Source organism: Pseudomonas sp. WS 5027 (genome assembly GCF_012985695.1).
Classification (GTDB): domain Bacteria; phylum Pseudomonadota; class Gammaproteobacteria; order Pseudomonadales; family Pseudomonadaceae; genus Aquipseudomonas; species Aquipseudomonas hygromyciniae.
In genome coordinates this window covers 169372-192907 of record NZ_JAAQWU010000011.1, presented here as the reverse complement: position 1 = coordinate 192907, position 23536 = coordinate 169372, and the positions used below count along the sequence as shown (strand labels likewise).

Here is a 23536-nt window from a genome sequence, read left to right as displayed (position 1 = left end):
CTATGGTTATCCCAGGCAAGCCAGCTCCCACATGTGATGGGGGGTGTGCCCAAGACTCTGCGCCTGGCACAGATCCCTTGTGGGAGCGGGCTTGCCCGCGAAGGCGGCGGGTCAGAAAAATAGATTCTGACTGACCCACCGCTTTCGCGGGCAAGCCCGTTCCCACACAGATGCAGCTTCGCACGCTGGTTCTGCGTCAGACCACTTCGAACAACCCCGCAGCCCCTTGCCCGCCGCCGATGCACATGGTCACCACCACATACCTGGCGCCGCGCCGTTTGCCTTCGATCAGGGCATGGCCGGTCAGGCGTGAGCCGGTGACGCCATAAGGGTGGCCGATGGAGATGGAGCCGCCGTTGACGTTCATCTTCTCCAAGGGAATGCCGAGCTTTTCCCGGCAGTAAATCACCTGCGAGGCGAAGGCTTCGTTGAGCTCCCACAAGTCGATATCGTCGATCTTCAGGCCGTTGCGCTTGAGCAGGCGCGGGATGGCGTAGACCGGGCCAATCCCCATTTCGTCCGGCTCGCAACCGGCCACGGCAAAACCGCGGAAAATCCCCAGCGGCTCGAGGTTATTGCGTTCGGCGTACAGGCTGTCCATGACCAGGCACACCGATGCCCCATCGGACAATTGGCTGGCATTGCCCGCTGTGATGAATTGCCCGGCACCGCGCACCGGCTCCAGCAGGGCCAGGTTTTGCAGGGTGGTGGAGGGGCGGTTGCATTCGTCCTGGGTGAGGGTGACGGGCTGCTCGCTGACTTCGCCGCTGTGTTTGTCCTTGACCAGCATGTGCGTGGTGAAAGGGACAATCTCGGCATCAAACAAACCGGCTGCCTGGGCGGCGGCGGTGCGCTGTTGGCTGAGCAGGGCGTATTCGTCCTGGGCCTGGCGGCTGATGGTGTAGCGATGGGCAACGATGTCGGCGGTTTCGATCATCGACAGGTAAAGCTCGGGTTTGTGCTCCAGCAGCCAAGGGTTCTGGCTGCGATAGCTATTGAGCTTGTCGTTTTGCAGCAGGCTGATGGATTCCACGCCGCCGGCGATCATCGCCGGGACTTTCTCCGACACGATACGCTGTGCCGCAAGCGCGATGGCTTGCAGCCCCGAGCTGCAAAAGCGGTTGATCGACATGCCCGCCGTTGCGCTGGACAGCCCGCCACGAATGGCTGCCAGGCGTGCCATGTTCTTGCCCTGGGCGCCTTCATGGAACGTCGCGCCGAGGATCACATCTTCAATCAGCCCCGGATCAATCCCGGCACGGGCCACGGCCTCTTGGATCACATGCCCGGCCAGGTCGATGCTGTGGGTGTTGTTCAGCGCGCCCCGGTAGGATTTGCCCAGGGCGGTACGCGCGGTGGAGACAATAACGGCGTCAGACATCAATCAGCTTCCTGTGCCAGTAATGGTGGGGGTGTGGGCGGCCCATTCTTCATCCTGCAATTGGCGCCATAGCAGTTTGCCGGCACCTGATTGCGGCAGATGCTCGCGAAACTCAATGGTGACCGGGACTTTGTAGGCCGACATGTTGGCCTTGCACCACTCGATGATGTCGCAGGCGGTGGTGTCCTGTTGGTCGGGGTGCAACGTCACCAGGGCCTTGACCGCTTCCCCACGGCGGGCGTCGGGCGAGGAAATGACGCAGCACTGCTTGATCGCCGGATGGCGGTACATCAGGCTTTCGACTTCCGAAGGCCAGACCTTGTAGCCGGAGGCATTAATCATGCGTTTGATGCGGTCGACCATGAAGAAGTAGCCGTCTTCATCGTAGTAGCCGAGGTCGCCGGTACGTAGGAAGCGTTTACCTTCCAGTTCGATAAAGGCTTTTTCGGTGTCCTGCGGCAGTCGCCAGTAGCCTTTGAACAGCTGCGGGCCATTACAGATGATTTCCCCCACCTCGTTAGGGGGCAGCTCCAGTCCGGTGGTGCTGTCGATAACGCGTGAGTCCACGTCGAACGCCGGAATGCCCAGGCATTGGGGTTTGCTGCGCGCCTTGGGGTTCATATGGGTCGCGGCCATGGTTTCGGTCATGCCATACCCTTCGATGTAGTCCAGGCCCAGCAACTGCTTGAGCTTGTCCTTGACCGGGCCGGGCATCGCCGCGCCGCCGCCGCCAATGTAGTCGAGGCTCGATAGGTCATAGCGATCAAGCCCGTCCTGGGTCAGGAAATCCACGGCCATGGTGACGATATTCGACCAGTTGCTGACGCGATAACGCTGCATCAACTGTGCGGCGACTTCACGGTTCCAGCGGGTCATGACCACCACACAGGCACCACTGAAAATCGGCCCGTTCATCGACGATTGCATACCGGCCACATGGAACAGCGGCAACGTGGTCAGCACCACGTCTTCGCAATTGCGCCCAGTCCAGGCCTGGCGGTGTACCGTCGTCGCCATTACCGACCCATGGGTATGCAGGCAACCCTTGGGCACGCCGGTGGTGCCTGAGCTGTAAGGCATCACACAGTGATCGTCGGCGCCGCTCAGGTGGGGGCCGGGGCGTTGCCCGCAATCGAGGGCGGCCTGCCAGCGCGTCACCCCCGGCACTGTTGCCGTTTCAACCGGGGCAAGCAGCTCGGGCGGCAGGGGCAGGTCGGTGGGCGTGCGCAGGTACTCGGAGTAAGCCGTGGTCAGCACGTGGCGCAGCTTGAAGCGGCCGAGCAGCGGCGTGACAAAAGGCGCGAGATCCTGGGCGCAGACGACGATCTCGCCGTCCGTATCGTGCAGGTAGTGTTCCAGCTCGCTGGCGCGGCTCATGGGGTTGAGCGGTACCACCATGGCATCGGCGCGCAGGGCGGCGTAGTAGGTGATGATGAACTGCGGCGAGTTCTGCATGAACAACAGGACCCGGTCGCCGCGCTTGACCCCCTGGGATTGGAAATACCCGGCCAATCGCTCGACTTCATCGAGCAACTGGGCGTAGCTGATGAGGGTGTCGTAGTAAATGATCGCGGTCTTTTGCGGATAACGCCGGGCAGAGATTTCCAGGTTACAGAACAGGCTGGTATCCGGCAGTGTCAGGTGGTGGGGCGCACCCTCCGGCCAATGGGGCAGGTGACGGTTGAACATTCTAAAACCCTATTGTTATGAGTCTGGGTTAATCGATATGCGTGCGGCATGGCAGTGCCATCTCGCTGGAGATTTGCATGCAATGCGGCTTGATGTCAAATATATGGAATCATGTTTCGCTATGCGGAACTATTGATCGGTTATTCGTAAGCCTTCGAAGTCTGCGGGGCGCTTGTCGAAGAAGGCTGCAATGCCCTCGGCGGCTTCATCGTCCCCCATGGACACCACCATATGGCTGGCCTCCAACTCCAACTGCTGTTCCAGGGTGGTGCTGCTGGCCTGGCGGCACAGGGTCTTGATTCGCGCCATGGCTCGCTGTGGGCCTGAGGCAACTCGGCTTGCCAGGGTGATGGCTGCGGGGAGCGCGTCGCCGGGTTCGGTCAGCACATTGACCGCGCCCAAGGCATGCAAGCGCTCGCCGCTGATACGCTCACCTGTCAGGCACAGCTGCGTCAGCACCTGGCGCGAGACAAACTCGGCGAGGAACGCCGTGGCGCCTCCATCTGGAGTGAGGCCGACCTTGACGTAGGCCACCGAAAACGAAGCGTTACGCGCAACCACCAGCATGTCGCAAGCCAACGCAATCGACAGGCCGGCCCCGGCGGCGGCGCCTTCGACGGCGGCAATCACCGGCTTGCTGCAATTTTGGATCGCACGGATCAGGTCATGCAGCCCTTCAAGATTGACCCGTCGCGCTGCTGGCGTCATGGCTCGGCGTAATGCCAGGCGCTGCAGATCGCCGCCGGCGCAGAAGTGGCCGCCAACCCCGGTCAGCACCACGGCGCCAATGGCCGGATCCGCCTCGGCCTGGGCCAGGGCCTGGGGCAATGCTGCATAAAACTCGGGGGTGAGCGCATTACGTGCGGCGGGGTTGTTATTGGACAGCACCAGGACAGCGCCTTCACGGCCCACAAGAATCGGTTCACGCATGGTTTCACCTGTTGTGCTCAGCGGCGGATTATCCGAAGGATTATCGGAATGCAAGGCTTCGTTGACAATCACAGCCCTGATTGACAGGCTGTTCAAAATTCTTTGACAGTGATCCCCATGGACCTCAAGTCGCTTACCTTGCTGGTCGAAATCATCGATGCGGGCAACCTCAGCGAGGCCGCACGGCGACTCAAAGTCAGCCGGGCCAATATCAGCTACCACCTCAGCCGCCTGGAGCAGTCGATCGGTTTGCAACTGGTGCGGCGCACTACGCGGCGCATTGAGCCGACCGAGATCGGTCTGCGCCTGTATGAGCACGGGCGAGCCATTCGCAATGAGCTAATGGCGGCGCAAGAGTCGATCTCGTCGCTGGGCCAGAGCCTGCAGGGCAGGGTGCGGGTGAGTGTGCCCAGCGGTTATGGCCAATGGGTGATGGCCGACTGGCTGCTCGACTTCAAGCGCCAGTACCCGGGGATCGTGCTGGATGTGATGTTCGAAAACCGCGTCGAAGACCTGATGCGCGATGAAGTGGATATCGCAGTACGGGTCATGTCCGAGCCGCCGCAAAACCTGGTGGCGCGGGACATGGGCGTGTTGCGCTATGTGGCTTGCGTCTCGGCGGCCTATGCCCGGGAACATGGCGTGCCCGGACAACTGAGCGACTTGCGCACCGCGCCGCTGATTACCGCGGCGGTGGTCGGCCGACAGTTGCGCGTTGCGGCATACCTGGACGATGAGCGTCATGAGGTACTGCTGGAGCCCACGCTGATTTCAGAGAACTTCCTGTTTCTGCGCCAAGCCGTATTGGCCGGGCTGGGCGTAGGGCTGGTGCCGGACTACCTGGTGCAGGACGACGTACGCCAGGGCACGCTGGTGACCGCACTGGACACCTGGCGGCTGAGCATCTTCGGCACCAACATGTATATGCTCTACATGCCTGACCACCACCACACCCGCGCGACATCGACTTTCATCGACTTCATGCTCGCCCGAGCCAGAACCACAGAGATAGACTGCGCCCCATGTCCATCCAACACGCACTCCTGACCTCGCTCCTGGAAAAACCCTCGACGGGTTATGAGTTGGCCAATCGCTTCGACCGCTCCATGGGGTACTTCTGGCAAGCCACCCATCAGCAGATCTATCGCGAACTGGGGCGTATGGTCACTGCCGGCTGGCTCATGGCGCAGGACTGCCCCGAGGCTGACAAACGACGCAAAAAAACCTACCAGGTGCTGCCTGCGGGGCGCGAAGAACTGCGGCGTTGGGCCGCCGAACCGCAAGACTCGGGGGACCAGAACCAGGCACTGCTGATCAAGCTACGTGCCGAGGCGGTAATCGGGCCGTTGGGCCTGCGTGAGGAAGTGCTGCGCCTGATCAAGCAACACCAGGCACTGCTTGAGACGTATCGGCAGATTGAGCAGCGTGACTTTTCATCTGCATCGTTGACCCGCGCACAGCGCCTGCAATACGTGGTGCTGCGGCGCGGAATCATGATCGAAGAAAGCTGGCTGGCCTGGGCGGATGAGTTACTGCCATTGATTGAGGCTTGAGGCCAGGCAGGGGTCGACTTCACCCAACCTGAAATCCCCGCCCTGTGGGAGCTGTCGAGCTTTAGCGAGGCTGCGAAAGCGGCAGCATAGCCACTGAAGATGTCGCCTGACCCACCGCTTTCGCAGCCTCGCCGGGGCTCGACAGCTCCCACACTTGATCTTCATCCAACCTGAAATCCCGGACCCGCCGCCAATCCCTGTGGGAGCTGTCGAGCTTTAGCGAGGCTGCGAAAGCGGCAGCCCAGCCACTGAAGATGTCGCCTGACCCACCGCTTTCGCAGCCTCGCCAGGGCTCGACAGCTCCCACATTTGATCTTCATCCAACCTGAAATCCCCGCCCCACCGCCAATCCCTGTGGGAGCTGTCGAGCTTTAGCGAGGCTGCGATGGCGGCAGCCCAGCCAACAAATAGGCCACCTGACTCACCGCTTTCGCAGCCTCGCCGGGCCTCGACAGCTCTTGGGCCTTTAATGAGTAGCGCTGAGGTCCAGGCGTTTACGTGAGGCTTGATACTCGCCCTTGAGCCGCTCGATCAGCTTGCTGGCTGGGAGCACCGACTTGACCGCGCCGACGCCTTGGCCGGCCCCCCAGATATCTTTCCATGCCTTGGCCTTGGCTCCGTCACCGGTGCCGAAATTCATTTTCGAGGGATCGGACACCGGCAGTTCATCCGGGTCCAGGCCGCTGTTGGCAATGCTTTGACGCAGGTAGTTGCCATGCACGCCGGTAAACAGGTTGGAGTAGACAATGTCATCGGCCGAGCTTTCGACAATCATTTGTTTGTAGGCCGCCTGGGCATGCGCTTCTTCAGTGGCGATAAATGCCGAGCCTATGTAGGCCAGGTCAGCCCCTGCCGCCTGTGCGGCAAGAATCCCGTTACCGTGTGAAATAGCCCCCGAAAGCAGCAGCGGGCCGTCGAACCATTCACGAATTTCCTGGATAAGTGCAAAGGGCGAAATCTTTCCCGCATGGCCTCCGGCACCTGCTGCCACGGCAATCAGGCCGTCGGCGCCTTTCTCGATGGCTTTTTTGGCGAAGGTATTGTTGATCACGTCGTGCAGCACGATGCCGCCGTAGGCGTGGACCGCCTCGTTCACATCCACCCGCGCACCCAGGGAGGTGATGATGATCGGGACTTTGTACTTGGCGCACAGGGCCAGGTCGTGTTCGAGGCGATCATTGGACTTGTGCACGATCTGGTTGACCGCAAACGGCGCAGAGGGCTTATCCGGATGCAGGGCATCGTACGCGGCCAGCTCGGTGGTGATTTGCTTGAGCCACTCCTCCAGCACCGGTGCCGGCCGCGCATTCAGCGCCGGGAATGAACCCACCACGCCTGCCTTGCACTGGGCGATAACCAACTGGGGGCTGGAAATAATAAATAGCGGCGAACACACCACTGGAATCGAAAGACGGCCTTGCAACACAGCGGGGAGAGTCATGGCGGCTCCAATCGGATCGGGTGTCGGGTACCCGGCGACGAGAAATTAGCAGGCTGAATTTTAATATGCAACCAGTTGCATAGTTGTCCGGCCGTTGCCCGCAACAAATGTGTTTGCTGTTCTATGCTTGCTTAGCGGGACTCATTCTTAAGGACGGGAGGTAGGTATGACCAATGAACCCAAGCCGCACGACGAGGCGCAGCAGGAGCGCGCCCGGCAACGTCGTGAGGAAGAGAAACCACAGACCTGGAAGCACCCGGACGACGGTACGGAACTGTCCGAGCGCGATCAGGAACGTCCGCTGAAACCCTGACGGCTGCCGGGTGCGTGTCAGTTTTGGATCGGCGTACACAGTTCCACCAGCGTCCCATCCGGGCAACGCACATACGACACCACTTGGCCCCAGGGCTTGCTGCTTGGCGCCGTCAGCTCGCTTGCACCGGCGCTTAGCGCCTTGGCGTGGGCGGCCGGCACGTCATCGGTGACGAACCCCAACTCCATGCCCAGTGGCTGTTTCGAGCTGTGGGCTGCCACGTGCCCGCCGCGAAAATTCATGTCCCCCAGCTCATGGGCCGCGAAAGACAAGGTCGTGCCGCCCGTTTCCAGCTCGCCATAGGTGCCTGATTCATGCAGGAAACGACGGCTGAAACCGAAGGCGTCTTCAAAAAATTGCAGGGACGCGGCGACGTCCGGGACGTAGACGATGGTGTAGGCGAATTTCATGGTTAAGCGCTCCATGCTTGAGTGAGATGGCAATTAAAGAGTGCCTGCCGATACCAGCAAGGCCGTAGGAAACCCTGACGCGAGCACCAGGTACGCAACGATCGCGGCCAGGCATAACCCGACAAATACCCGCAACAGTGTGCGGGCGGTGGGGTGGGCGATGAACTTGATGGACCAGATGCACATCCCGGCCATCAGAACAGCCAGGACAAGAATGACCAGCACGGTGATGTTCTCGGTTGCCGTCGAAGCTGATTTATAGTCCCAAACCCTTGGCTTGGATAGTCTGCACATAGACGCAGGGCTCGCTGTGTTCCTAAACTGCCGACTGTCTTGGGCTGTGGTGCGCGTGCCATGAATCGCAATGAATTACGCAAGGCCGATATCAATCTGATGGTGGTCTTTGAAACGCTGATGCTCGAGCGCAACGTGACACGCGCGGCAGAGAAGCTGTTTCTCGGCCAGCCGACGATCAGCGCCGCCCTCAACCGCCTGCGCACGTTGTTCAACGACCCGCTGTTTATCCGCGTCGGCCATCGCATGGAACCCACGGCGCGGGCCGAGGAACTTATCCTGCATCTGTCGCCGGCCCTGGATTCGCTGTCGGCGGCGTTGAGTCTTACCCATGATTTCGACCCGTCTGTCAGCACCATGACCTTTCGCATCGGCCTGTCCGATGACGTGGAGTTCGGCCTGTTGCCACCGCTGCTACGTGCCCTGCGCACCGAAGCGCCACAGGTGGTATTTGTGGTGCAGCATGTGGATTACTGGCGCATCCCGGATTTGCTGGCAGCGGGCGATATTACCGTCGGCATCACCCAGACTCGCGGCCTGCCGGCCAATGCCAAGCGCAAGTTGTTGCGCCATATCCGCCCCAGCGTGCTGCGCGCCGATGCCTCGGACCAGCCTCTGACCCTCGATGAATATTGCTCACGGCCCCATGTGCTGGTGTCCCACACCGCCAATGTCGCGGGTTTTGCCGATGAGTGGCTGGCAGAGATCGGTCGCAAGCGGCACGTAGTGTTATCCGTGCCGCAATACAGCTCCTTGCCGGCATTGCTGGCCGGCACCGATATGATCGCCAGCCTGCCGGACTATGCGGCCCAGGCCATGGCGGCGGCGGGCAACCTGTTTTGCGAGCCGTTCCCGTTCGAGACGCCGACCCTGGACCTGTCCATGGTCTGGCTCAGCCACGTTGACAGCGACCCCGCCGAGCGCTGGATGCGCTCACGGCTGGAAGCCTTTATGAGGGGCTGAGAACGTCAGGCATGGGCTTGTGTTGCCGCCTCCAGCTTGAGGCTTGCCGCTGCCGTGGCCACCTGCTCCCGAAACCACAGGTTGGCGCTTTCCTGCTCGCTGGCGTCGTTCCACTGCATATCCAGGGTAAACCCCGGCAGGCCGTTGGGCGCTTCGCAATGGCCAAACTGCGGTGCCACGGCAAGCAACTGTTGCACGCGCCGGGGCAGGGTGACGATGAAGTCGGTACCGGCAATCATCTTCAGCGCTGCGCTGTAGCTGTTGGCCCGGGCAATGACCTGACGCTTGTGGGCCTGGCGGGCCAGCCAGCCGTCGATCATGTTGGTGTCCGAGGTCCAGGGCGTAGGGAACACATGGCGCCGGGCCACAAAGGACTGCAGGCTGAACGCCGGCTCCCGGGGGGCGGCGCGTTTGTCGAAGACGCAGACCAGATCGTCCTCCAGCAGCATCTGCGTCCTTAGGTCTTTGTGCTCGCGATGAAAGTGCGGGCCGAAGCAGATCACCAGGTCCAGGCGCCCGTCACGCAGCGCTTCGATGGGAATCTCGGTTTCCAGCTTCTGCACGTTGACGATCACCGGCAGGTCGGCGTGATCGAAGTGTTTCAACAATCTGGGCAGGATCAGTTGCTCGAAGTACTCGGGCGCACAAAGGTTGAAGGTGACGGCTTTTTGCTTGGGGTCGAACGTCTGCGCACCCGCATGGCAGAGGTTGATGCTTTCGAGGATTTTCTGCACATGGCCATACATGGTGCTGGCTTTGTAGGTCGGGCGCATGCCGGCGCGGGTATTGATAAACAGGTCGTCCTCAAAGCTGGTGCGCAGCTTCTTGAGGCTGTAACTGACGGTGGACTGGCTGACAAACAGGGTTTCGGACACATCGGTGACGCTGCTTTGCTCATACACAGCGATAAACACCATCAGATCCTGCATATCGAGCTTTCTAAGCAAGTTGCTGTTTAGCATTCGTTCCGTCCGTGAGTCTGTTGCGCAACCGCAGCGCAAACAAGACAAAATGTTAACGGAACGCTCGTTCCAATAGAAAGGTCTGTCGGACCTTTCTATGTTCATTGTGGGACAGATACTGTTTGGAACACGACGCCCTAGCGGATATGCCGTGCATAGTGGCGTGGGTCGAAGCGCAGGACGATCAATAACATCACCACCACCACGGCGGTGAGCGACCACCAGGCCCATTCGAAACTGCCCAGTTGGTCGCGGATCATCCCGGCAATCAGCGGCGAAACGCCAGCAATCAGATAGCCGATGCCCTGCACGAATGCCGTCAGGCCACCGGCGCGGCGTGGGTTGTCCAGATGGTCAAGGGACAGGATCAGGCTCATTGGGAACAGCCCGCCAATGCCCAGGCCCAGCAGGCACGGCCACAGCAACGCGAGGTGCTGCGGGGAGAGGATCAGGCCACAGAAGCCTGCGATGATCAGCACCAGCAACACGGCAACCACGCCGCGCTTGTCCTGCCGCCGGTTGGCGATGGCCGGGGTGATCAGCCCGGAGACCACTTCCATGGCCGTCAGGAAACCCAGCAGCAGGCCGGCGTTCTGTTCGCTCCAGCCCTGCTCGACGTAGTACGGCGCCAGCCACGCCAGTACGCAGGTGTAGGAAGCGGTACCGAGACCGAAGAAAATCGCCAGCAACCACGCGCGGCGATTACCGAAAAATGACTCCTGTGGCCCGGCGCCGGCTTGGGGCAGGGGGGGCAACGCTGCGCGCTGGGCATACCAGAACAGCAGCGCCAACACGGCGAGCACCGCCCAGATGGCCAGGCCAATCCGCCAACTGCCGGTCTGCACCTGGATGAATGGCGAGAATGACGCCGCCAATGCCGCACCGCCCATGATCGCGGTGACATACAGGCCCATGAACAGCGAAACGTTGTCACGAAAGTGCGACTTGATCAGCGCGGGCATCAACGCCTGGATCAACGCAATGCCCACGCCGGCGGCGATGGCGCTGAGGATCAATTCGGCGGCGGAATCGAGAAACAGCCGCGACAGGGTGGCGAGGCCAATCACCACCAGCGACAGCACGATACTGCGATGCTCACCCAGTCGTTTGCCCAAGCCGATGCCAAAGAACATCGCCAAGCCCATCGCCATCACCGGCAGCATGGTCAACAACGAAGCGGTGCTGAAACTCAGGGGCACATCGGCGCGGATCGACGATAACAAAGGCCCGACCGCCGCCATGGAGGGGCGCAGGTTCAGGGCCACCAGCACAACGCTGAGCATCAGCCAGAGGGCGGTGGTGGGTTTGGCGTGGATGTTTTCCATGGGCGGACCTTGAGCGGACAAGGTCGCTATTAGGCGGCCGCCCAGGGCGCGGGGGCAAATGAGAAAGTCGCAGGCGCTATTGAAAAAACAGGCGCCGCTTTGTCGAATGCACACCTGACCTGTGGCGAGCGGGCTTGCCCTAATGCCGTTCAGTTAAGCCTTTTTGTAGGAGCGAGCTTGCTCGCGAAGAACTTGAGAGCGCCACGTTTACCTAGCAAACACGCGTTATCGTTGACGTCCTTCGCGAGCAAGAACTAGGCGTCCCCCTCGCTCCTACAGAAAGCAGAATCCGCTTAACTGAACGGCATTAGGGCTTGCCCCGCGTTGGGGCGCGTAGCGCCCCCAACCAGATAGTGCGCAGAGACTGGTTGTGGGGCTGCTGCGCAGCCCAGCGCGGGGCAAGCCCGCTCGCCACAGAGTGTGTGCTTAGTAGCCTACGGTGAAACGCTGGCGCGAATGTTTCGGTGTTTCGACTTCATCGATCAACGCAATGGCGAAGTCGGCAAAGCTGATCCAGCTACGGCCTTCGCTGCTCACCAGCAGGTCGTCCTGGCCCAGGCGGAACGTGCCGGTGCGCTCAGTCTCGACAAACTCTGCCGAGGGTGAAAGAAAGGTCCAGTCCAACGCCTTTTCCTGGCGCAAGGTGTCGAGGAACGCCGCCCCCGCACTCGCCTCGGCCTTGTACTCGGCAGGGAAGCCTTCGCTGTCGATGACCCGCCCGCCGCCCGGCAACAGCAGCGAACCCGCACCGCCCACCACCAGCAGACGCTTCACCCCGGCCTGTTTGACCGGCCCGATCACAGCGGCCGCGGGCAGGGTGGCGAAGTGGGCCGCGCTGATTACCACGTCGTTGCCGCTGATGGCCTGTTGCAGGGCGTGGGCGTCCAGTGCGTCAGCCTGTTTGACAGTCAGGCCGGGACGCGCTGCGATAGCGCCCGTGTTACGGGCAATGGCCGTGACCGTGTGACCGCGACGCAGGGCTTCTTCCAGCAGTTGGCTACCGGCACGGCCGGTGGCACCAATGATTGCAATCTTGCTCATGACGTTCTCCAGGGTGGGTAAGGGTTGGATCAATTCACCACTTCATTTCGCCCTTGGCGACTTTGGCACTCAGCTCCAGGGAGCTTTCATCGGCCAGTTGCGGGTAGCGTTTTTTCATGGCGGCGATCAGTGCGGTGGAATCCTTGGCCTTGGCGGTCTCTACGTCGAATGCCTTGATGTACTCGGCTGTGAAGGCGACAGATTTGGCCGTAGGTTTGCCCAGGTAATGACCAGGGACCACGGTGACTGGCTGGAGTTTTTCGATGCGTTGCAGGGTGCCCAGCCAATCGGCGTGGGATTTCGCGCCCTGGGTGTCGGCCATCCACAGGTGGATGTTTTGCGAGACCACCACGCCGCCGACCACGGCCTTGATCGATGGGATCCAGACAAAGCTGCGATCCGGCTGCGGGCCGTCCAGGCCGATCACTTCCAGGGGGTGCCCTTCAAGCGTCAGGCTATGGCCTTCGAGGACTTGGGGAATAATGGTTTTGGCCGGTTTGTCGGCGCCCATTTTCGGGCCCCAGTATTCGATCTTTCCGGCAACGGTGGCCTTGATATGATCGACCACCGGTTGCGGCGCAAGGATCTTGGCTTGTGGGAACGCGCTGGCCAGGGTGTCGAGGCCGAAGTAGTAGTCCGGGTCGCCATGGCTGATGTAGATGGTGGTCAGTTGTTTGCCGCTGGCGCGGATCTTCTGTACCAGTTGCTCGGCCTGGCCTTTGCCGAACTGCGCGTCCACCAGGATCGCGTCTTTCTCGCCGCTGACCAGCACCGAGCTGACGGGGAAGATCGCCGATTCGCCCGGGTTGTAAACGTCGAGGGTGAGGTCGGCGGCGACGGCGTGGGCGGCAAAGCCGAGAACGGTAGTGGCCAATACAAAGCGCTTGAGCGTAGTGAGCATGTTCAGGTCCAGGTCAGGGGTGCCTTGGCAGGCGATGGACAGAGCTTAGTTGCACTGAACGCAGCAAAAAATGCGATGCTTGAACATAGTTTGTTTCTGAAATCGGGCAAATCATGGATCGTCTTCAAGCAATGCGGGTGTTTGTCACCGTGGTCGACCTGGGCAGCCAATCGGCGGCGGCTGATCACTTGGACCTGTCGCGCCCTGTTGTGTCGCGCTATCTGGCAGAGCTGGAGGACTGGGTCGGCGCTCGCCTGATGCACCGCACCACCCGCAAGCTCAGCCTGACCGCCGCTGGCAGCGAAACCCTGCCACGCTGCCGGCAGATGCTGGAATTGTCCTGCGACATGCAGGCCGCCGTCAGCGAACCGGACGACGCCCCGCGTGGCCTGGTGCGCCTGAGCGTCAGCACCTCGTTTGGCCAGGCGCAGTTGGCCGAGGCGATGGCCGAATACGTCAAGCGTTACCCGTTGGTCAGTATTGACCTGCAGATGCTCGATCGCACGGTGAACCTGGTGGATGAGCGTATCGACCTGGCGATCCGCACCAGCAATGACCTGGATCCCAACCTGATTGCCCGTCAGTTGACCGTATGCCGCTCGGTGATCTGCGCTTCGCCGGCGTATCTGCAGGAACACCCGCAACCCCAGCGGGTAGAGGAACTGGCGGGGCACAACTGCCTGACCCATTCCTACTTCGGCAAAAGCCTGTGGCATTTCGAGGAGGATGGCGAACCGGTGTCGGTGCCGGTGCACGGCAATATCAGCGCCAATGAAGCCAGCACCTTGCTACGGCTGACCCTGGCCGGGGCAGGGGTGGCGATGTTGCCGACCTATCAGGCCGGCGATTACATCCGCAGCGGTCAGTTGATCCGCCTGCTGCCGCACGCCGAGCCCCGGCAGATGAACATGTACGCGGTATACGCCTCGCGCAAGCACATGCCCCAGGCCTTGCGCAGCCTCCTGGATTTCCTGGTATTGCGGTTCCCAACCGAGCCGCAATGGGACGCCGGGCTGTAGGCCCGATAAGGCGCCTGAATACCCCTCAATACTGGCAACTCGCCCTGGCTGACCTATGCTCAATACAGCACCTTCTTGATCTGTCCGGAGGTTAATGCCATGACGATCAAAACCAGAAAGTACCTGATGATCTTTGCCCTGTGCGCCTTCGCCACAGCCCTCTACGGCACCGCTGCCTACCGCGCCGAACAGGCCCGCCAGCAACCGGGCATGGCCGCGACCTGCAACCATGGGCAATGCACCTACTCAGCGACGTTGAGCGCTCTGCGCTGAAACGCCATCTGTAGGCGCCGCGTTCAGTTGTTCGCGAAATGCCTTGGGTGAAAAACCCACGCGGCGTCGGAACAGGCGCGAAAAGTTGGTCGGATCAGAAAACCCCAGCACATCCGACATTTCATTGATGGTCATGCTGGTGTACGTCAGCAGGCGCTTGGCCTCCAGCAACTGGCGGTCATGCATGATCTGCAAGGCCGGCTGCCCGCCCAGTTCGCGGCAGGTGCCATTGAGGTGCGACACCGAGATCCCCAGCTTGTGCGCCAAGTCTTCGATTTTCGGGTGTTCGCGGTAGTGCTGCTCCACCAACTGGGTGAAACGCCGGAAATACTCACGGCCCCGTGGTGCCCGAGGATGGCGGCGCTGGATGGCCTGGCGACTGATCCACACCAGTAACACGCTGACCAGGGCATGCATCATCATGTCCCGGGCCGGGAAGTCGTCGTTGTATTCGTGTTGCAGCCGAGTAAACAGGCTATTGAGATAGTCACTGTCCTGGCCCGCCGGGTAACTGCCCAGGGCGCTCAAACCGTCCACCGCCGAACCCAACTGGCCTTGCAGGTGCGCCACTAGTGGCGCGGCCAGTGTCACCACAAATCCTTGGACATCCTCGGCAAACCTGAACCCATGCACACACAGCGGCGGCAGCACTTGCAGGGTCGACTCCGTCAGTGTCGTGCGCTGGCCCTCGATCTCCAGTTGCGCCTGGCCTTTGTACACGTAGAGCAATTGGCACAGGTCCGCATGCCGGTGGGGTTGGATCTCCCACTGGTACTCACGGCTGCGCCGGGAGATGGTTTCACAGTGCAACAAGTCCGGGGTCGGCCACTGTTGGCTTTCCCCGTAGAGTTTGAACACTGGAATCGCGGGACTGGCATTTTTGGTCATATTTTTATCCGATACTCAGGACAGTGGTGCGGTAATCGCCCCGATTGGCGAAAAGCGCAGGCTTTGGCTCAGTTTTCACCTTCTTGTGGCGGTCACTCAAGGGAAAAATGCCAGTACCAAAACCACTGACAACGCTTTCACCGGTTACGTTCGGGGGAAGCAGGCGGGTCATAAAAATAATGAAAACGCTAAAAACCCAAATCGCCATCATCGGCGCCGGTCCTTCGGGGCTGCTGCTCGGCCAGTTGCTGCACAACGCCGGGATTGAAACCCTGATTCTTGAGCGGCAGGCACCGGACTATGTACTGGGGCGGATTCGCGCCGGGGTGCTGGAGCAGGGCATGGTCGAGCTGTTGCGCCAGGCGGGCGTCGGCCAGCGGATGGACGCCGAAGGCCTGGTGCATGAAGGCTTCGAGCTGGCTCTGAATGGGCGTTTGCAACACATCGACCTGAAATCCCTGACCGGCGGCAAGACCGTGATGATCTACGGCCAGACCGAAGTCACCCGCGACCTGATGGCCGCCCGCGAGCAGGCCGGCGCCATCACTTTGTATGAAGCACGCAACGTACAACCCCACGACCTCAAGGGCGAGCGGCCCTGGCTGACCTTCGAGCATCAAGGCCAGCAGGTACGCGTGGACTGTGACTACATCGCCGGTTGCGATGGCTTCCACGGCGTGGCGCGCCAGTCGATCCCCAGCGACGTGCTCAAGACCTTCGAGCGGGTTTACCCCTTCGGCTGGCTGGGCATTCTTGCCGACACCCCGCCGGTCCACGACGAATTGGTATACGCCAAGCACCCGCGCGGCTTTGCCCTGTGCAGCATGCGTTCGTCCAGCCGCAGCCGCTATTACCTGCAAGTGCCGGCCGCGGAGTCGATTGACGCGTGGTCCGACCAGCGCTTCTGGGATGAACTCAAGGCGCGCTTACCCACGGATCTGGCGGCGCAATTGGTCACCGGGCCGTCGATCGAAAAGAACATCGCCCCGCTGCGCAGTTTCGTGGTGGAGCCCATGCAGTACGGGCGCCTGTTCCTGCTGGGAGACGCCGCCCACATCGTGCCGCCCACCGGGGCCAAGGGCTTGAACCTGGCGGCCAGTGATGTCAGCACCCTGTTTACGATCCTGTGCAAGGTGTACCGGGAAGGGCGCGTGGAGCTGCTGGAAAAATACTCACAGATCTGCCTGCGCCGTATCTGGAAGGCCGAGCGGTTTTCGTGGTGGATGACCTCGATGCTGCACCAGTTTCCCGAGGCGGATGGCTTCAGCCAACGTATCGCCCAGAGTGAGCTGGAGTACTTTGTCGAGTCTGAGGCCGGGCGTAAAACCATTGCAGAAAATTACGTCGGACTTCCCTACGAAGCTATCCAGTAGCTGGCTATCGAGTAACATGACGGGCATTGCCGCGGGCCTCTTTTTCCGTGGCCTTGCCTGCAGGTTCTGCCGTGACTCAACCCACACCTTCTGTACGCAGTGTCCTCGCCGCGCTGATGTTGGCGATTTTCCTCGGCGCCCTGGACCAGACCATCGTGGCGGTGTCGATGCCGGCCATTTCCGCCCAGTTCAACGACGTCAACCTGCTGGCCTGGGTCATCTCCGGCTACATGGTGGCGATGACGGTGGCGGTGCCGATCTACGGCAAGCTCGGCGACCTGTACGGGCGCCGGCCCATGATGCTGATCGGCATGGGCCTGTTCACCGTCGCCTCGCTGTTTTGTGGCATGGCGCAAAGCATGGAACAACTGGTGCTGGCGCGTATCCTCCAGGGCATTGGCGCGGGCGGGATGATTTCCGTGAGCCAGGCGATCATCGGCGACATCATCCCACCCCGCGAGCGCGGGCGTTACCAGGGTTACTTCAGCAGCATGTACGCCGTCGCCAGCGTGGCCGGGCCGGTGCTGGGCGGCTATATGACCGAGTACCTGTCGTGGCGCTGGGTGTTTTTGATCAACCTGCCATTGGGCGCGGGCGCCTGGTGGGTGGCCCATCGCACCCTCGTGGGGCTGCCGGTGCCACAGCGCAAGCCGATCATCGATTACCTTGGCACGCTGCTGATGATCGTTGGCCTGACGGCGTTGTTGCTGGGCATCACCGAAATCGGCCAGGGCCATCATTGGCGCGATGATCAAGTGCTGGGCCTGCTGGCATGTGCCCTGGTGGCGTTGACGCTGTTTGTCTGGCACGAGCGCCGGGCGCGGGAGCCGTTGTTGCCCATGCACCTGTTCGCCAACCGCAGCGCGGTGCTGTGCTGGTGCACGATTTTCTTCACCAGTTTCCAGGCCATCTCGCTGATCGTACTGATGCCCCTGCGCTACCAGAGCGTCACGGGCGCCGGCGCCGACAGCGCCGCCCTGCACCTGCTGCCTTTGGCGATTGGCTTACCCATGGGCGCGTTCTTCGCCGGGCGCATGACCTCGGTGACGGGGCGCTATAAACCGATGATCCTTGCCGGGGCAGTACTCACGCCGATAGCGATCCTCGGCATGGCCTTCAGCGCGCCCCAGTCTCTGATCCTGAGCAGCCTGTTCATGGTGCTCAGTGGCATTGCCTCGGGCATGCAGTTCCCGACGTCCCTGGTGGGCACGCAAAACTCGGTGGCCCAACACGACATTGGCGTCGCCACCAGCACCACCAACCTGTTCCGCTCCCTGGGCGGCGCGGTCGGCGTGGCATGCATGTCGGCCTTGCTCCTGGCGTTGTTACAGGATTCGAGTTTTGCCCATCTGGCCAGTGGTTCGATGATGGCTGAAGGCAGTTCCGGCAACGTTCTGCTCGATGGCCTCAATGCCGCACCGGGGCCTGCGCAGGATGCCTTGCGTGGGGAGTTACTGAACACGTTCCGGCATTTATTGATGGTCAGCGCGGCGGTGTCGCTGCTGGGGCTGGCGGCGGCGATTGCCATGCCCAACCAACTGTTGCGTGGGCGTGAGGACAAGGCGCGATAAGCCCGTGATTATGCTCATTTAAAACCCCGCCCTGTGGCGAGGGGGCTTGTCCCCCGTTGGGCTGCGCAGCAGCCCCAAAAGTAATCACCTCGGTCTATCTGATAGAACTCAGTGATCTTATTGGGGCTGCTACGCAGCCCAACGGGGGACAAGCCCCCTCTCCACAGGGATTCTTTAGCGCGGGCGTTTTATGGGCTGTAGTAACCCACTGCCACCAGAAAATGCCCGCTCTTGCGCAGGTAGGCATGCTTGTCTTCCACCTTGCCGGTCACCGGGTTTTTCCAACGGTACTGGTATTCCCCCTGGTCCTGTTCCTTCATCAATTGAAGGATCGGTTCACCCACGGGCTTGCCATCCGGGTCCTTGACCTTGGCAAAGTCGGTGTTGATCAGGCGCAGGTTGGTGCCATGGGCCACGTAGCGCCCGGTATCCAGATCGACCACAAATACATACAAGTCGTCCTGCAGAAAGCCACCTTGCAGCGCATTGATGGCTTTTAACGTGTCGGCTTGATCTTTTTCCAGCTCCCTGACCGCCTTGTCCCGCAGGGCCTTGGCCTGTTCGGGCGAGGCCCGAGGCAGGTAATAGCCGACGGCCAGAATGCGCTGGCCGATGCGCTGGTAGAACACATGTTTGCGTTCCACCTTGCCATCGTTCCAGTTCTGCCAGCGGTACTCAGCCTGTTGGATGCCATTGCCTTCCGGGATTTTCAGCGCTTGCTTGAAGGACTGGCGCAGGTCCGGCCCGAGCACTTCGGACACGTCGCGCCCGATCAGCGCCGATGACGGGCCGCCACTGGCCAGCAGCACGCCCTTGGTATCGACCACGAACACATAGCGATCCTTGTCGACAAACTCGCCCTGGCGGCTGAAGGCGGCGAAGGCCTTGTCACCGTTGTCGTGGTAATAAGCCAGAGCCTTCTCCAGCAGCGCCTTGGCGGCCTTGGCGTCCTGTTCCTGGGCGGTAGCGGCGTGGGCCTGGCTGACACACAACAACAGCAGCAGCCAGGTGGCGCGGAGCATTCCCTTCATTGACCCGTCCCTCGTTCTTGTGAATGTCCCAACAGCGTAGACGGCTGTGGGCTATGCATGAGTATTCAGCAAACGATGTAAGTCGTTTCTGAATGTTTAGTGGGTTTGCATCCAAACTCCATTAAGGGTGAATTTAACGACTTATTGCACCGTGTGACGCTGGTGCTTATCTCTTCACTGTGATTCCTGCATGGACGGCTCCCCCGACGCTCACCCCGAGGCCTCGCCTGGCGCCATTGCGCCTAGTTGCCCGATATGTCGGCTGGGTGCTGATGCACTGCCCTCTGAACTAGCCTTTTGGGCGCTGTGGCACTGCCGCCATGCCCGCCCGCCAGACACCACGCCCTTACGCTGATTGCCCCATCCAGGGTGCGCCGTCGCGCGCGCCTGCCTGACGCAAACGTAAGAGAGCTGCCATGAGTACCGTCTTTGCCAACCTGCACGAAGCCCAATCCTTTCTTGACCAAAACCCCGATATCGAGATGTTCGAACTGTTCATCCTCGACAGCAACGGCGTGCCCCGGGGCAAGTTGCTGCACCGTGATGAACTGCTGGCGGTCTATGCAAGCGGGCGGCCGCTGCCCAGTACCATCCTGGGCCTGACCCTCAATGGCGATGACGTCGAGAACTCCGGCCTGGTGTGGGAGGTGGGCGATATTGATTGCCGTGCCTACCCAATCAGCGGCAGTTTGCAGCGCATGCCGTGGCGTTTGATTCCCACGGCGGCGGTGCAGGTCAGCATGCACCCCGAGGAAGGCCTGCCGGCGACGGTTGCCGATCCACGGCACTTGTTGTCCAGGGTCATCGACGGGCTCAAGGCCGACGGTTATTACCCGGTGATGGCGGCGGAACTGGAGTTCTACCTGCTCGACCAGAAGCCCGACAGCAATGGCCGCCCGCAACCGGCGCGGGATGTGGATGGCGCTCGCCCGCGCTCGACCCAGGTCTATGGCTTGCGTGAACTGGAGCAGATCGAGCCGTTTCTGGCCGACCTGTACAGCGCCTGCAAACTGCAAGGCATCCCCGCGCGCACGGCAATTTCCGAATACGCCCCGGGCCAGGTGGAAATCACCCTCGAGCATCGCAGCGATGCGTTGCAGGCGATGGACGAGGCCGTGCGTTACAAACGCCTGGTCAAGGGCGTGGCCCACAAGCACGGGATGACGGCCTGTTTCATGGCCAAGCCGTTCGACGACCTGGCCGGTACGGGCATGCACATGCATGTCAGCCTGGCGGATGCCGACGGCAACAACCTGTTTGCCAGCGAGGCGCCCGACGGCACGCCACTGTTGCGCCAGGCAGTCGGCGGGATGCTCAGCACCTTGCTCGACTGCTTGCTGCTGTTTTGTCCCAACGCCAACTCCTACCGCCGCTTCCAGAGCAACAGCTACGCGCCGCTAGCCGCCACCTGGGGCGTCGACAACCGCACGGTGAGCCTGCGTGTGCCAGGCGGGCCGGCGTATTCGCGGCATATCGAACACCGCATCTGCGGTGCCGATGCCAACCCTTACCTGGCCGCGGCGGCCATTCTTGCGGGGATTCATCGGGGCATTCGCGAGCAGCGCGATCCCGGCGCGCCGGTGACGGGCAACGGTTATGCCCAGGCCAAGGAGTTGCTGCCCACCGATTGGCTGACCACCTTGCGCGCGTTGGAAGGTTCGGCCTGGGCGCGTGAGGCGTTCGGCCAGGAGTTCCTCGGTGTGTACTTGGCGGTCAAACGGGCCGAGTACCGGCAGTTCATGGGTGAAGTGGGCGAGCAGGACTGGCGCTGGTACCTGCATCAAGCGTGATGATTCGCCGCGACGCTTTCGACCTTTTTTTCACGCGGGGGTGGTTAAGCTCAAGTTCCAGTGTCCGTAGAGACCGGTTCATCTACATGAGTCCCGTGATGTCGCCACCACCCCTATCGTCCATCGAGGCTGAATTCGCCGCGCGCTGTGATCGTGACCACGCTCGGGTCTGTGGTGACACGCGCCCGCCCGGTTTGCTGCGGCGCTTGTGGTTATGGCGCGATGAGCGCCTGGTGCGCCACGCCCTGAAAGTGGCGGGGGAACCCGGGTTGCTGCTGGACCTGGCCTGCGGGGCGGGGCGTTTCTGGCCGGTGCTGGCCGAACACAGCAACCGCGTGATCCTCGCCTCGGACGCTTCCCAGGCCATGCTCGATCATGCGCAGAGCCATCATGGCGCGGCATTTTTGCGGCGGATCAAGACCTTTCAGGGCTCGGCATTTTCCATCGGCCTGTCGGCCAATGCGGTGGACTGCATTTTTTGCCTGGAATTGTTTCGCCACGTCCCCACAGCTGACGCGCGACTGGCGCTGTTACGCGAGTTTCACCGTGTCAGCCGCGACACGGTGATTGTCTCGGTAGACAGCGACAGCCGCCATCGTGAACGCCACCCGGCAGTCGCGGGGCAACCTTTACCGGCCCATCGCAGCGAGGTGGAAGCAGAGTTCCGCCAGGCGGGCTTCACTGTGCTTAGCCAGCAAGAGTTCATGCCCGGCTCGGCCTTGTGGCGGGTTTATGTGCTGCGTAAAAGAGGATAAGCCGCAACCGTCGGACTATTCTTTGTCTCCTGTCAGAGTTTTCATGATGGCTGGCACTCTGCGGGTGCTCGAAAGACCCTCAGGCGATATATACTGCGCGCCATTCTTCAAGGGAGAGCCGTGTGGCCATCGATATTCACTGGATCTGCGACAACGATAGCCTCGGCCAGCATTGCGCCGAATGGCAGCAGTTGCCATTCGTCGCCCTCGACACCGAATTCATGCGGGTCGACACCTTCTATCCCATCGCCGGGTTGATCCAGATCGGAGACGGTGTACGCGCTTATCTGATCGATCCCCTGACCATTGATAACTGGCAACCCCTGGCCGCGCTGCTGGAAAATCCAGCGGTGATCAAGGTGGTGCACGCCTGCAGCGAAGACCTGGAAGTGTTGCTGCGCCTGACCGGCAGCCTGCCAGTGCCATTGTTCGACACGCAACTGGCGGCGGCCTACTTGAACCTCGGCTTCTCCATGGGCTACTCGCGCCTGGTGCAAGCGGTGCTGGATATCGAGTTGCCCAAGGGCGAGACCCGTTCGGACTGGCTGCAGCGGCCATTATCCGAGACCCAGGTCAGTTACGCCGCCGAAGACGCGGTGCACCTGGCGCAAGTCTATACACGCCTGCGTCCGCGGCTGTCCGACGATAAGTACGCCTGGGTCCTGGAAGATGGCGCCGAACTGGTGGCCAACCTGCGCCGGGAAATCGACCCCTACGAGGTCTACCGCGACGCCAAGCTGGCTTGGAAACTGTCCCGGGCCCAGCTCGCCGTGTTGCGCGAACTGTGCGCCTGGCGCGAGCAGCAGGCCCGTGCCCGTGACCTGCCACGCAACCGCATCATCCGCGAACACTCGCTATGGCCCCTGGCCAAGTCGCAGCCGGATAACCTCGCTGCCCTGGGCAAAATCGAAGACATGCACCCGCGCACCGTGCGCCAGGACGGCGAGTTCCTGCTGGGCCTGATCAAGCGTGCCGCCAGTGTGCCGATGGACCAATGGCCGCCGGCCGTGCCAGAGCCGTTGCCGGTGGATGCCGCGGTGCTGATCAAGCAACTGCGCGCCCTGGGCCAGACCTTCGCCGAACGCCTGGACATGGCCCCGGAACTGATGCTGCGCAAGAAAACCCTGGAGGCGCTGGTCAAGAGCGGCTATCCCGATGGACCTTACCAATTGCCTGACTCGCTGCGTGGCTGGCGCCGCGAGTTGATGGGCCAGGCGCTGCTGGACAGCCTGGCCACTGCCGGAGAACAGCCTTGAAACATATTTGTTCCATCTATAGCAGCCCGAAACGCGCCGGCATGTACCTCTACGTGCTCAAGAGCGATGCCCTCGAGCGCGTGCCCGAAGGCCTGCTGACGGTGTTCGGCAAGCCGGTACACGCGTTCAGCCTGGTGCTGACGCCGGAGCGCAAGCTGCAGCAGGAGGATATCGCGACGGTCCTGGCCAACCTCGAAAAGCAGGGCTACCACCTGCAAATGCCACCGCCGGAAGACGAGTACATCGAACACCTGCCCGAAGAGTTGCTGCGCCGTAACGACCCGATGTGATCGACCCGTGTCCCGTTCGGGGCACGTTTGAATCGAATGACCTGGCGAGCCCCGAGCCCTGCAGTGAGTTTGCTGTCGGTGGCCGCC

The 23536-nt window shown here is 61.5% G+C and carries 24 protein-coding genes; 12 read left to right on the top strand and 12 right to left on the bottom strand.

Annotated features, from left to right (window positions below):
• Positions 1 to 196: 196 nt before the first annotated feature.
• The 3 genes from HBO09_RS15515 to HBO09_RS15505 all read right to left on the bottom strand — a co-directional run bounded on the left by HBO09_RS15515 (position 197) and on the right by HBO09_RS15505 (position 4000).
• Positions 197 to 1381, bottom strand: a complete 1185-nt coding sequence (locus HBO09_RS15515) for an acetyl-CoA C-acyltransferase (protein WP_169993523.1) — start codon at positions 1379 to 1381, stop codon at positions 197 to 199.
• Between the two features lie 3 nt (positions 1382 to 1384).
• The gene (locus HBO09_RS15510; RefSeq protein WP_169993520.1) at positions 1385 to 3070 is read right to left on the bottom strand and encodes a long-chain-fatty-acid--CoA ligase; all 1686 of its coding nucleotides are present in this window, start codon (positions 3068 to 3070) and stop codon (positions 1385 to 1387) included.
• 129 nt (positions 3071 to 3199) lie between these two features.
• Entirely contained in the window at positions 3200 to 4000 is an 801-nt protein-coding gene (locus HBO09_RS15505; RefSeq protein ID WP_169993518.1) for an enoyl-CoA hydratase, read from the bottom strand.
• 117 nt (positions 4001 to 4117) lie between these two features.
• Between HBO09_RS15505 and HBO09_RS15500 the strand changes: the two genes are divergently transcribed.
• Positions 4118 to 5047: a LysR family transcriptional regulator gene (locus tag HBO09_RS15500; protein WP_169993515.1), complete on the top strand. Its 930-nt coding sequence runs from the start codon at positions 4118 to 4120 to the stop codon at positions 5045 to 5047.
• Positions 5023 to 5553, top strand: a complete 531-nt coding sequence (locus tag HBO09_RS15495; RefSeq protein WP_169993513.1) for a PadR family transcriptional regulator — start codon at positions 5023 to 5025, stop codon at positions 5551 to 5553. The genes HBO09_RS15500 and HBO09_RS15495 overlap by 25 nt, the downstream gene beginning before the upstream one ends.
• 466 nt (positions 5554 to 6019) lie before the next feature.
• Here the strand turns inward: HBO09_RS15495 and HBO09_RS15490 are convergent, their stop codons facing one another.
• Positions 6020 to 6994, bottom strand: coding sequence for a nitronate monooxygenase family protein (locus HBO09_RS15490; RefSeq protein WP_169993511.1), 975 nt, complete (start codon positions 6992 to 6994; stop codon positions 6020 to 6022).
• A gap of 166 nt (positions 6995 to 7160) precedes the next feature.
• Between HBO09_RS15490 and HBO09_RS15485 the strand changes: the two genes are divergently transcribed.
• Positions 7161 to 7307, top strand: a complete 147-nt coding sequence (locus tag HBO09_RS15485) for a hypothetical protein (protein ID WP_169993508.1) — start codon at positions 7161 to 7163, stop codon at positions 7305 to 7307.
• Between the two features lie 17 nt (positions 7308 to 7324).
• Here HBO09_RS15485 and HBO09_RS15480 read toward each other — a convergent pair whose 3' ends face one another.
• A complete protein-coding gene (locus HBO09_RS15480) occupies positions 7325 to 7717 on the bottom strand; it encodes a VOC family protein (RefSeq protein WP_169993506.1) in 393 nt (130 codons plus the stop codon).
• Positions 7718 to 7750: 33 nt separating this feature from the next.
• Entirely contained in the window at positions 7751 to 7942 is a 192-nt protein-coding gene (locus tag HBO09_RS15475) for a hypothetical protein (RefSeq protein WP_169993503.1), read from the bottom strand.
• Positions 7943 to 8071: 129 nt separating this feature from the next.
• Between HBO09_RS15475 and HBO09_RS15470 the strand changes: the two genes are divergently transcribed.
• Complete coding sequence (locus HBO09_RS15470; protein WP_169993501.1) at positions 8072 to 8974, top strand: LysR substrate-binding domain-containing protein; 903 nt, start codon at positions 8072 to 8074, stop codon at positions 8972 to 8974.
• A 5-nt stretch (positions 8975 to 8979) separates the two neighbouring features.
• Here the strand turns inward: HBO09_RS15470 and HBO09_RS15465 are convergent, their stop codons facing one another.
• The 4 genes from HBO09_RS15465 to HBO09_RS15450 form a co-directional block, all read right to left on the bottom strand.
• Positions 8980 to 9936 carry a LysR family transcriptional regulator gene (locus HBO09_RS15465; RefSeq protein ID WP_169993499.1) on the bottom strand — a complete coding sequence of 319 codons (957 nt, stop codon included), beginning with the start codon at positions 9934 to 9936 and terminating at the stop codon, positions 8980 to 8982.
• A 137-nt stretch (positions 9937 to 10073) separates the two neighbouring features.
• Positions 10074 to 11261 carry a cyanate transporter gene (locus tag HBO09_RS15460; protein WP_169993496.1) on the bottom strand — a complete coding sequence of 396 codons (1188 nt, stop codon included), beginning with the start codon at positions 11259 to 11261 and terminating at the stop codon, positions 10074 to 10076.
• Between the two features lie 426 nt (positions 11262 to 11687).
• The gene (locus tag HBO09_RS15455; RefSeq protein ID WP_169993494.1) at positions 11688 to 12302 is read right to left on the bottom strand and encodes an NAD(P)-dependent oxidoreductase; all 615 of its coding nucleotides are present in this window, start codon (positions 12300 to 12302) and stop codon (positions 11688 to 11690) included.
• A 34-nt stretch (positions 12303 to 12336) separates the two neighbouring features.
• Positions 12337 to 13203, bottom strand: a complete 867-nt coding sequence (locus HBO09_RS15450) for an MBL fold metallo-hydrolase (RefSeq protein ID WP_169993492.1) — start codon at positions 13201 to 13203, stop codon at positions 12337 to 12339.
• Positions 13204 to 13316: 113 nt separating this feature from the next.
• On the opposite strand from HBO09_RS15450, the gene HBO09_RS15445 reads away from it, so the two are divergent.
• Both HBO09_RS15445 and HBO09_RS15440 read left to right on the top strand, forming a co-directional pair.
• On the top strand, positions 13317 to 14222 hold the full coding sequence (locus tag HBO09_RS15445; RefSeq protein ID WP_169993490.1) for a LysR family transcriptional regulator: 906 nt from the start codon (positions 13317 to 13319) through the stop codon (positions 14220 to 14222).
• Positions 14223 to 14321: 99 nt separating this feature from the next.
• Complete coding sequence (locus HBO09_RS15440) at positions 14322 to 14495, top strand: hypothetical protein (protein ID WP_169993488.1); 174 nt, start codon at positions 14322 to 14324, stop codon at positions 14493 to 14495.
• On the opposite strand, the gene HBO09_RS15435 is transcribed toward HBO09_RS15440, so the two are convergent.
• Positions 14469 to 15383 (bottom strand): helix-turn-helix domain-containing protein, encoded by a 915-nt coding sequence (locus HBO09_RS15435; protein ID WP_169993486.1) that lies wholly within the window; start codon positions 15381 to 15383, stop codon positions 14469 to 14471. The genes HBO09_RS15440 and HBO09_RS15435 overlap by 27 nt on opposite strands.
• Before the next feature lie 179 nt (positions 15384 to 15562).
• On the opposite strand from HBO09_RS15435, the gene pobA reads away from it, so the two are divergent.
• Positions 15563 to 16756 carry a 4-hydroxybenzoate 3-monooxygenase gene (pobA, locus tag HBO09_RS15430; protein ID WP_169993484.1) on the top strand — a complete coding sequence of 398 codons (1194 nt, stop codon included), beginning with the start codon at positions 15563 to 15565 and terminating at the stop codon, positions 16754 to 16756.
• A 71-nt stretch (positions 16757 to 16827) separates the two neighbouring features.
• A complete protein-coding gene (locus HBO09_RS15425) occupies positions 16828 to 18327 on the top strand; it encodes an MDR family MFS transporter (protein WP_346266434.1) in 1500 nt (499 codons plus the stop codon).
• 188 nt (positions 18328 to 18515) lie between these two features.
• Here the strand turns inward: HBO09_RS15425 and HBO09_RS15420 are convergent, their stop codons facing one another.
• Complete coding sequence (locus HBO09_RS15420) at positions 18516 to 19358, bottom strand: cache domain-containing protein (RefSeq protein ID WP_169993482.1); 843 nt, start codon at positions 19356 to 19358, stop codon at positions 18516 to 18518.
• A gap of 416 nt (positions 19359 to 19774) precedes the next feature.
• Here HBO09_RS15420 and HBO09_RS15415 point away from each other — a divergent pair, with 416 nt between their 5' ends.
• The 4 genes from HBO09_RS15415 to HBO09_RS15400 all read left to right on the top strand — a co-directional run bounded on the left by HBO09_RS15415 (position 19775) and on the right by HBO09_RS15400 (position 23449).
• Positions 19775 to 21148: a glutamine synthetase family protein gene (locus HBO09_RS15415; RefSeq protein ID WP_169993480.1), complete on the top strand. Its 1374-nt coding sequence runs from the start codon at positions 19775 to 19777 to the stop codon at positions 21146 to 21148.
• A 98-nt stretch (positions 21149 to 21246) separates the two neighbouring features.
• Positions 21247 to 21903, top strand: a complete 657-nt coding sequence (locus HBO09_RS15410; RefSeq protein ID WP_169993478.1) for a class I SAM-dependent methyltransferase — start codon at positions 21247 to 21249, stop codon at positions 21901 to 21903.
• A 122-nt stretch (positions 21904 to 22025) separates the two neighbouring features.
• On the top strand, positions 22026 to 23159 hold the full coding sequence (rnd, locus tag HBO09_RS15405; RefSeq protein WP_169993476.1) for a ribonuclease D: 1134 nt from the start codon (positions 22026 to 22028) through the stop codon (positions 23157 to 23159).
• The gene (locus HBO09_RS15400; protein WP_169993474.1) at positions 23156 to 23449 is read left to right on the top strand and encodes a YcgL domain-containing protein; all 294 of its coding nucleotides are present in this window, start codon (positions 23156 to 23158) and stop codon (positions 23447 to 23449) included. Before rnd ends, HBO09_RS15400 begins: the two co-directional genes overlap by 4 nt.
• Positions 23450 to 23536 lie beyond the last annotated feature (87 nt).

What these genes read in the sequence shown, in the direction of transcription:
- HBO09_RS15455 (WP_169993494.1), bottom strand. Translation starts at nt 12,302, where the DNA reads ATGAGCAAGATTGCAATCATTGGTGCCACCGGCCGTGCCGGTAGCCAA.
- HBO09_RS15505 (WP_169993518.1), bottom strand. Translation starts at nt 4,000, where the DNA reads ATGCGTGAACCGATTCTTGTGGGCCGTGAAGGCGCTGTCCTGGTGCTG.
- HBO09_RS15445 (WP_169993490.1), top strand. Translation starts at nt 13,317, where the DNA reads ATGGATCGTCTTCAAGCAATGCGGGTGTTTGTCACCGTGGTCGACCTG.
- HBO09_RS15420 (WP_169993482.1), bottom strand. Translation starts at nt 19,358, where the DNA reads ATGAAGGGAATGCTCCGCGCCACCTGGCTGCTGCTGTTGTTGTGTGTC.
- HBO09_RS15410 (WP_169993478.1), top strand. Translation starts at nt 21,247, where the DNA reads ATGTCGCCACCACCCCTATCGTCCATCGAGGCTGAATTCGCCGCGCGC.
- HBO09_RS15440 (WP_169993488.1), top strand. Translation starts at nt 14,322, where the DNA reads ATGACGATCAAAACCAGAAAGTACCTGATGATCTTTGCCCTGTGCGCC.
- HBO09_RS15485 (WP_169993508.1), top strand. Translation starts at nt 7,161, where the DNA reads ATGACCAATGAACCCAAGCCGCACGACGAGGCGCAGCAGGAGCGCGCC.
- pobA (WP_169993484.1), top strand. Translation starts at nt 15,563, where the DNA reads ATGAAAACGCTAAAAACCCAAATCGCCATCATCGGCGCCGGTCCTTCG.
- HBO09_RS15500 (WP_169993515.1), top strand. Translation starts at nt 4,118, where the DNA reads ATGGACCTCAAGTCGCTTACCTTGCTGGTCGAAATCATCGATGCGGGC.
- HBO09_RS15465 (WP_169993499.1), bottom strand. Translation starts at nt 9,936, where the DNA reads ATGCTAAACAGCAACTTGCTTAGAAAGCTCGATATGCAGGATCTGATG.
- HBO09_RS15460 (WP_169993496.1), bottom strand. Translation starts at nt 11,261, where the DNA reads ATGGAAAACATCCACGCCAAACCCACCACCGCCCTCTGGCTGATGCTC.
- HBO09_RS15450 (WP_169993492.1), bottom strand. Translation starts at nt 13,203, where the DNA reads ATGCTCACTACGCTCAAGCGCTTTGTATTGGCCACTACCGTTCTCGGC.
- HBO09_RS15495 (WP_169993513.1), top strand. Translation starts at nt 5,023, where the DNA reads ATGTCCATCCAACACGCACTCCTGACCTCGCTCCTGGAAAAACCCTCG.
- HBO09_RS15515 (WP_169993523.1), bottom strand. Translation starts at nt 1,381, where the DNA reads ATGTCTGACGCCGTTATTGTCTCCACCGCGCGTACCGCCCTGGGCAAA.
- HBO09_RS15490 (WP_169993511.1), bottom strand. Translation starts at nt 6,994, where the DNA reads ATGACTCTCCCCGCTGTGTTGCAAGGCCGTCTTTCGATTCCAGTGGTG.
- HBO09_RS15470 (WP_169993501.1), top strand. Translation starts at nt 8,072, where the DNA reads ATGAATCGCAATGAATTACGCAAGGCCGATATCAATCTGATGGTGGTC.
- HBO09_RS15415 (WP_169993480.1), top strand. Translation starts at nt 19,775, where the DNA reads ATGAGTACCGTCTTTGCCAACCTGCACGAAGCCCAATCCTTTCTTGAC.
- HBO09_RS15510 (WP_169993520.1), bottom strand. Translation starts at nt 3,070, where the DNA reads ATGTTCAACCGTCACCTGCCCCATTGGCCGGAGGGTGCGCCCCACCAC.
- HBO09_RS15435 (WP_169993486.1), bottom strand. Translation starts at nt 15,383, where the DNA reads ATGACCAAAAATGCCAGTCCCGCGATTCCAGTGTTCAAACTCTACGGG.
- HBO09_RS15480 (WP_169993506.1), bottom strand. Translation starts at nt 7,717, where the DNA reads ATGAAATTCGCCTACACCATCGTCTACGTCCCGGACGTCGCCGCGTCC.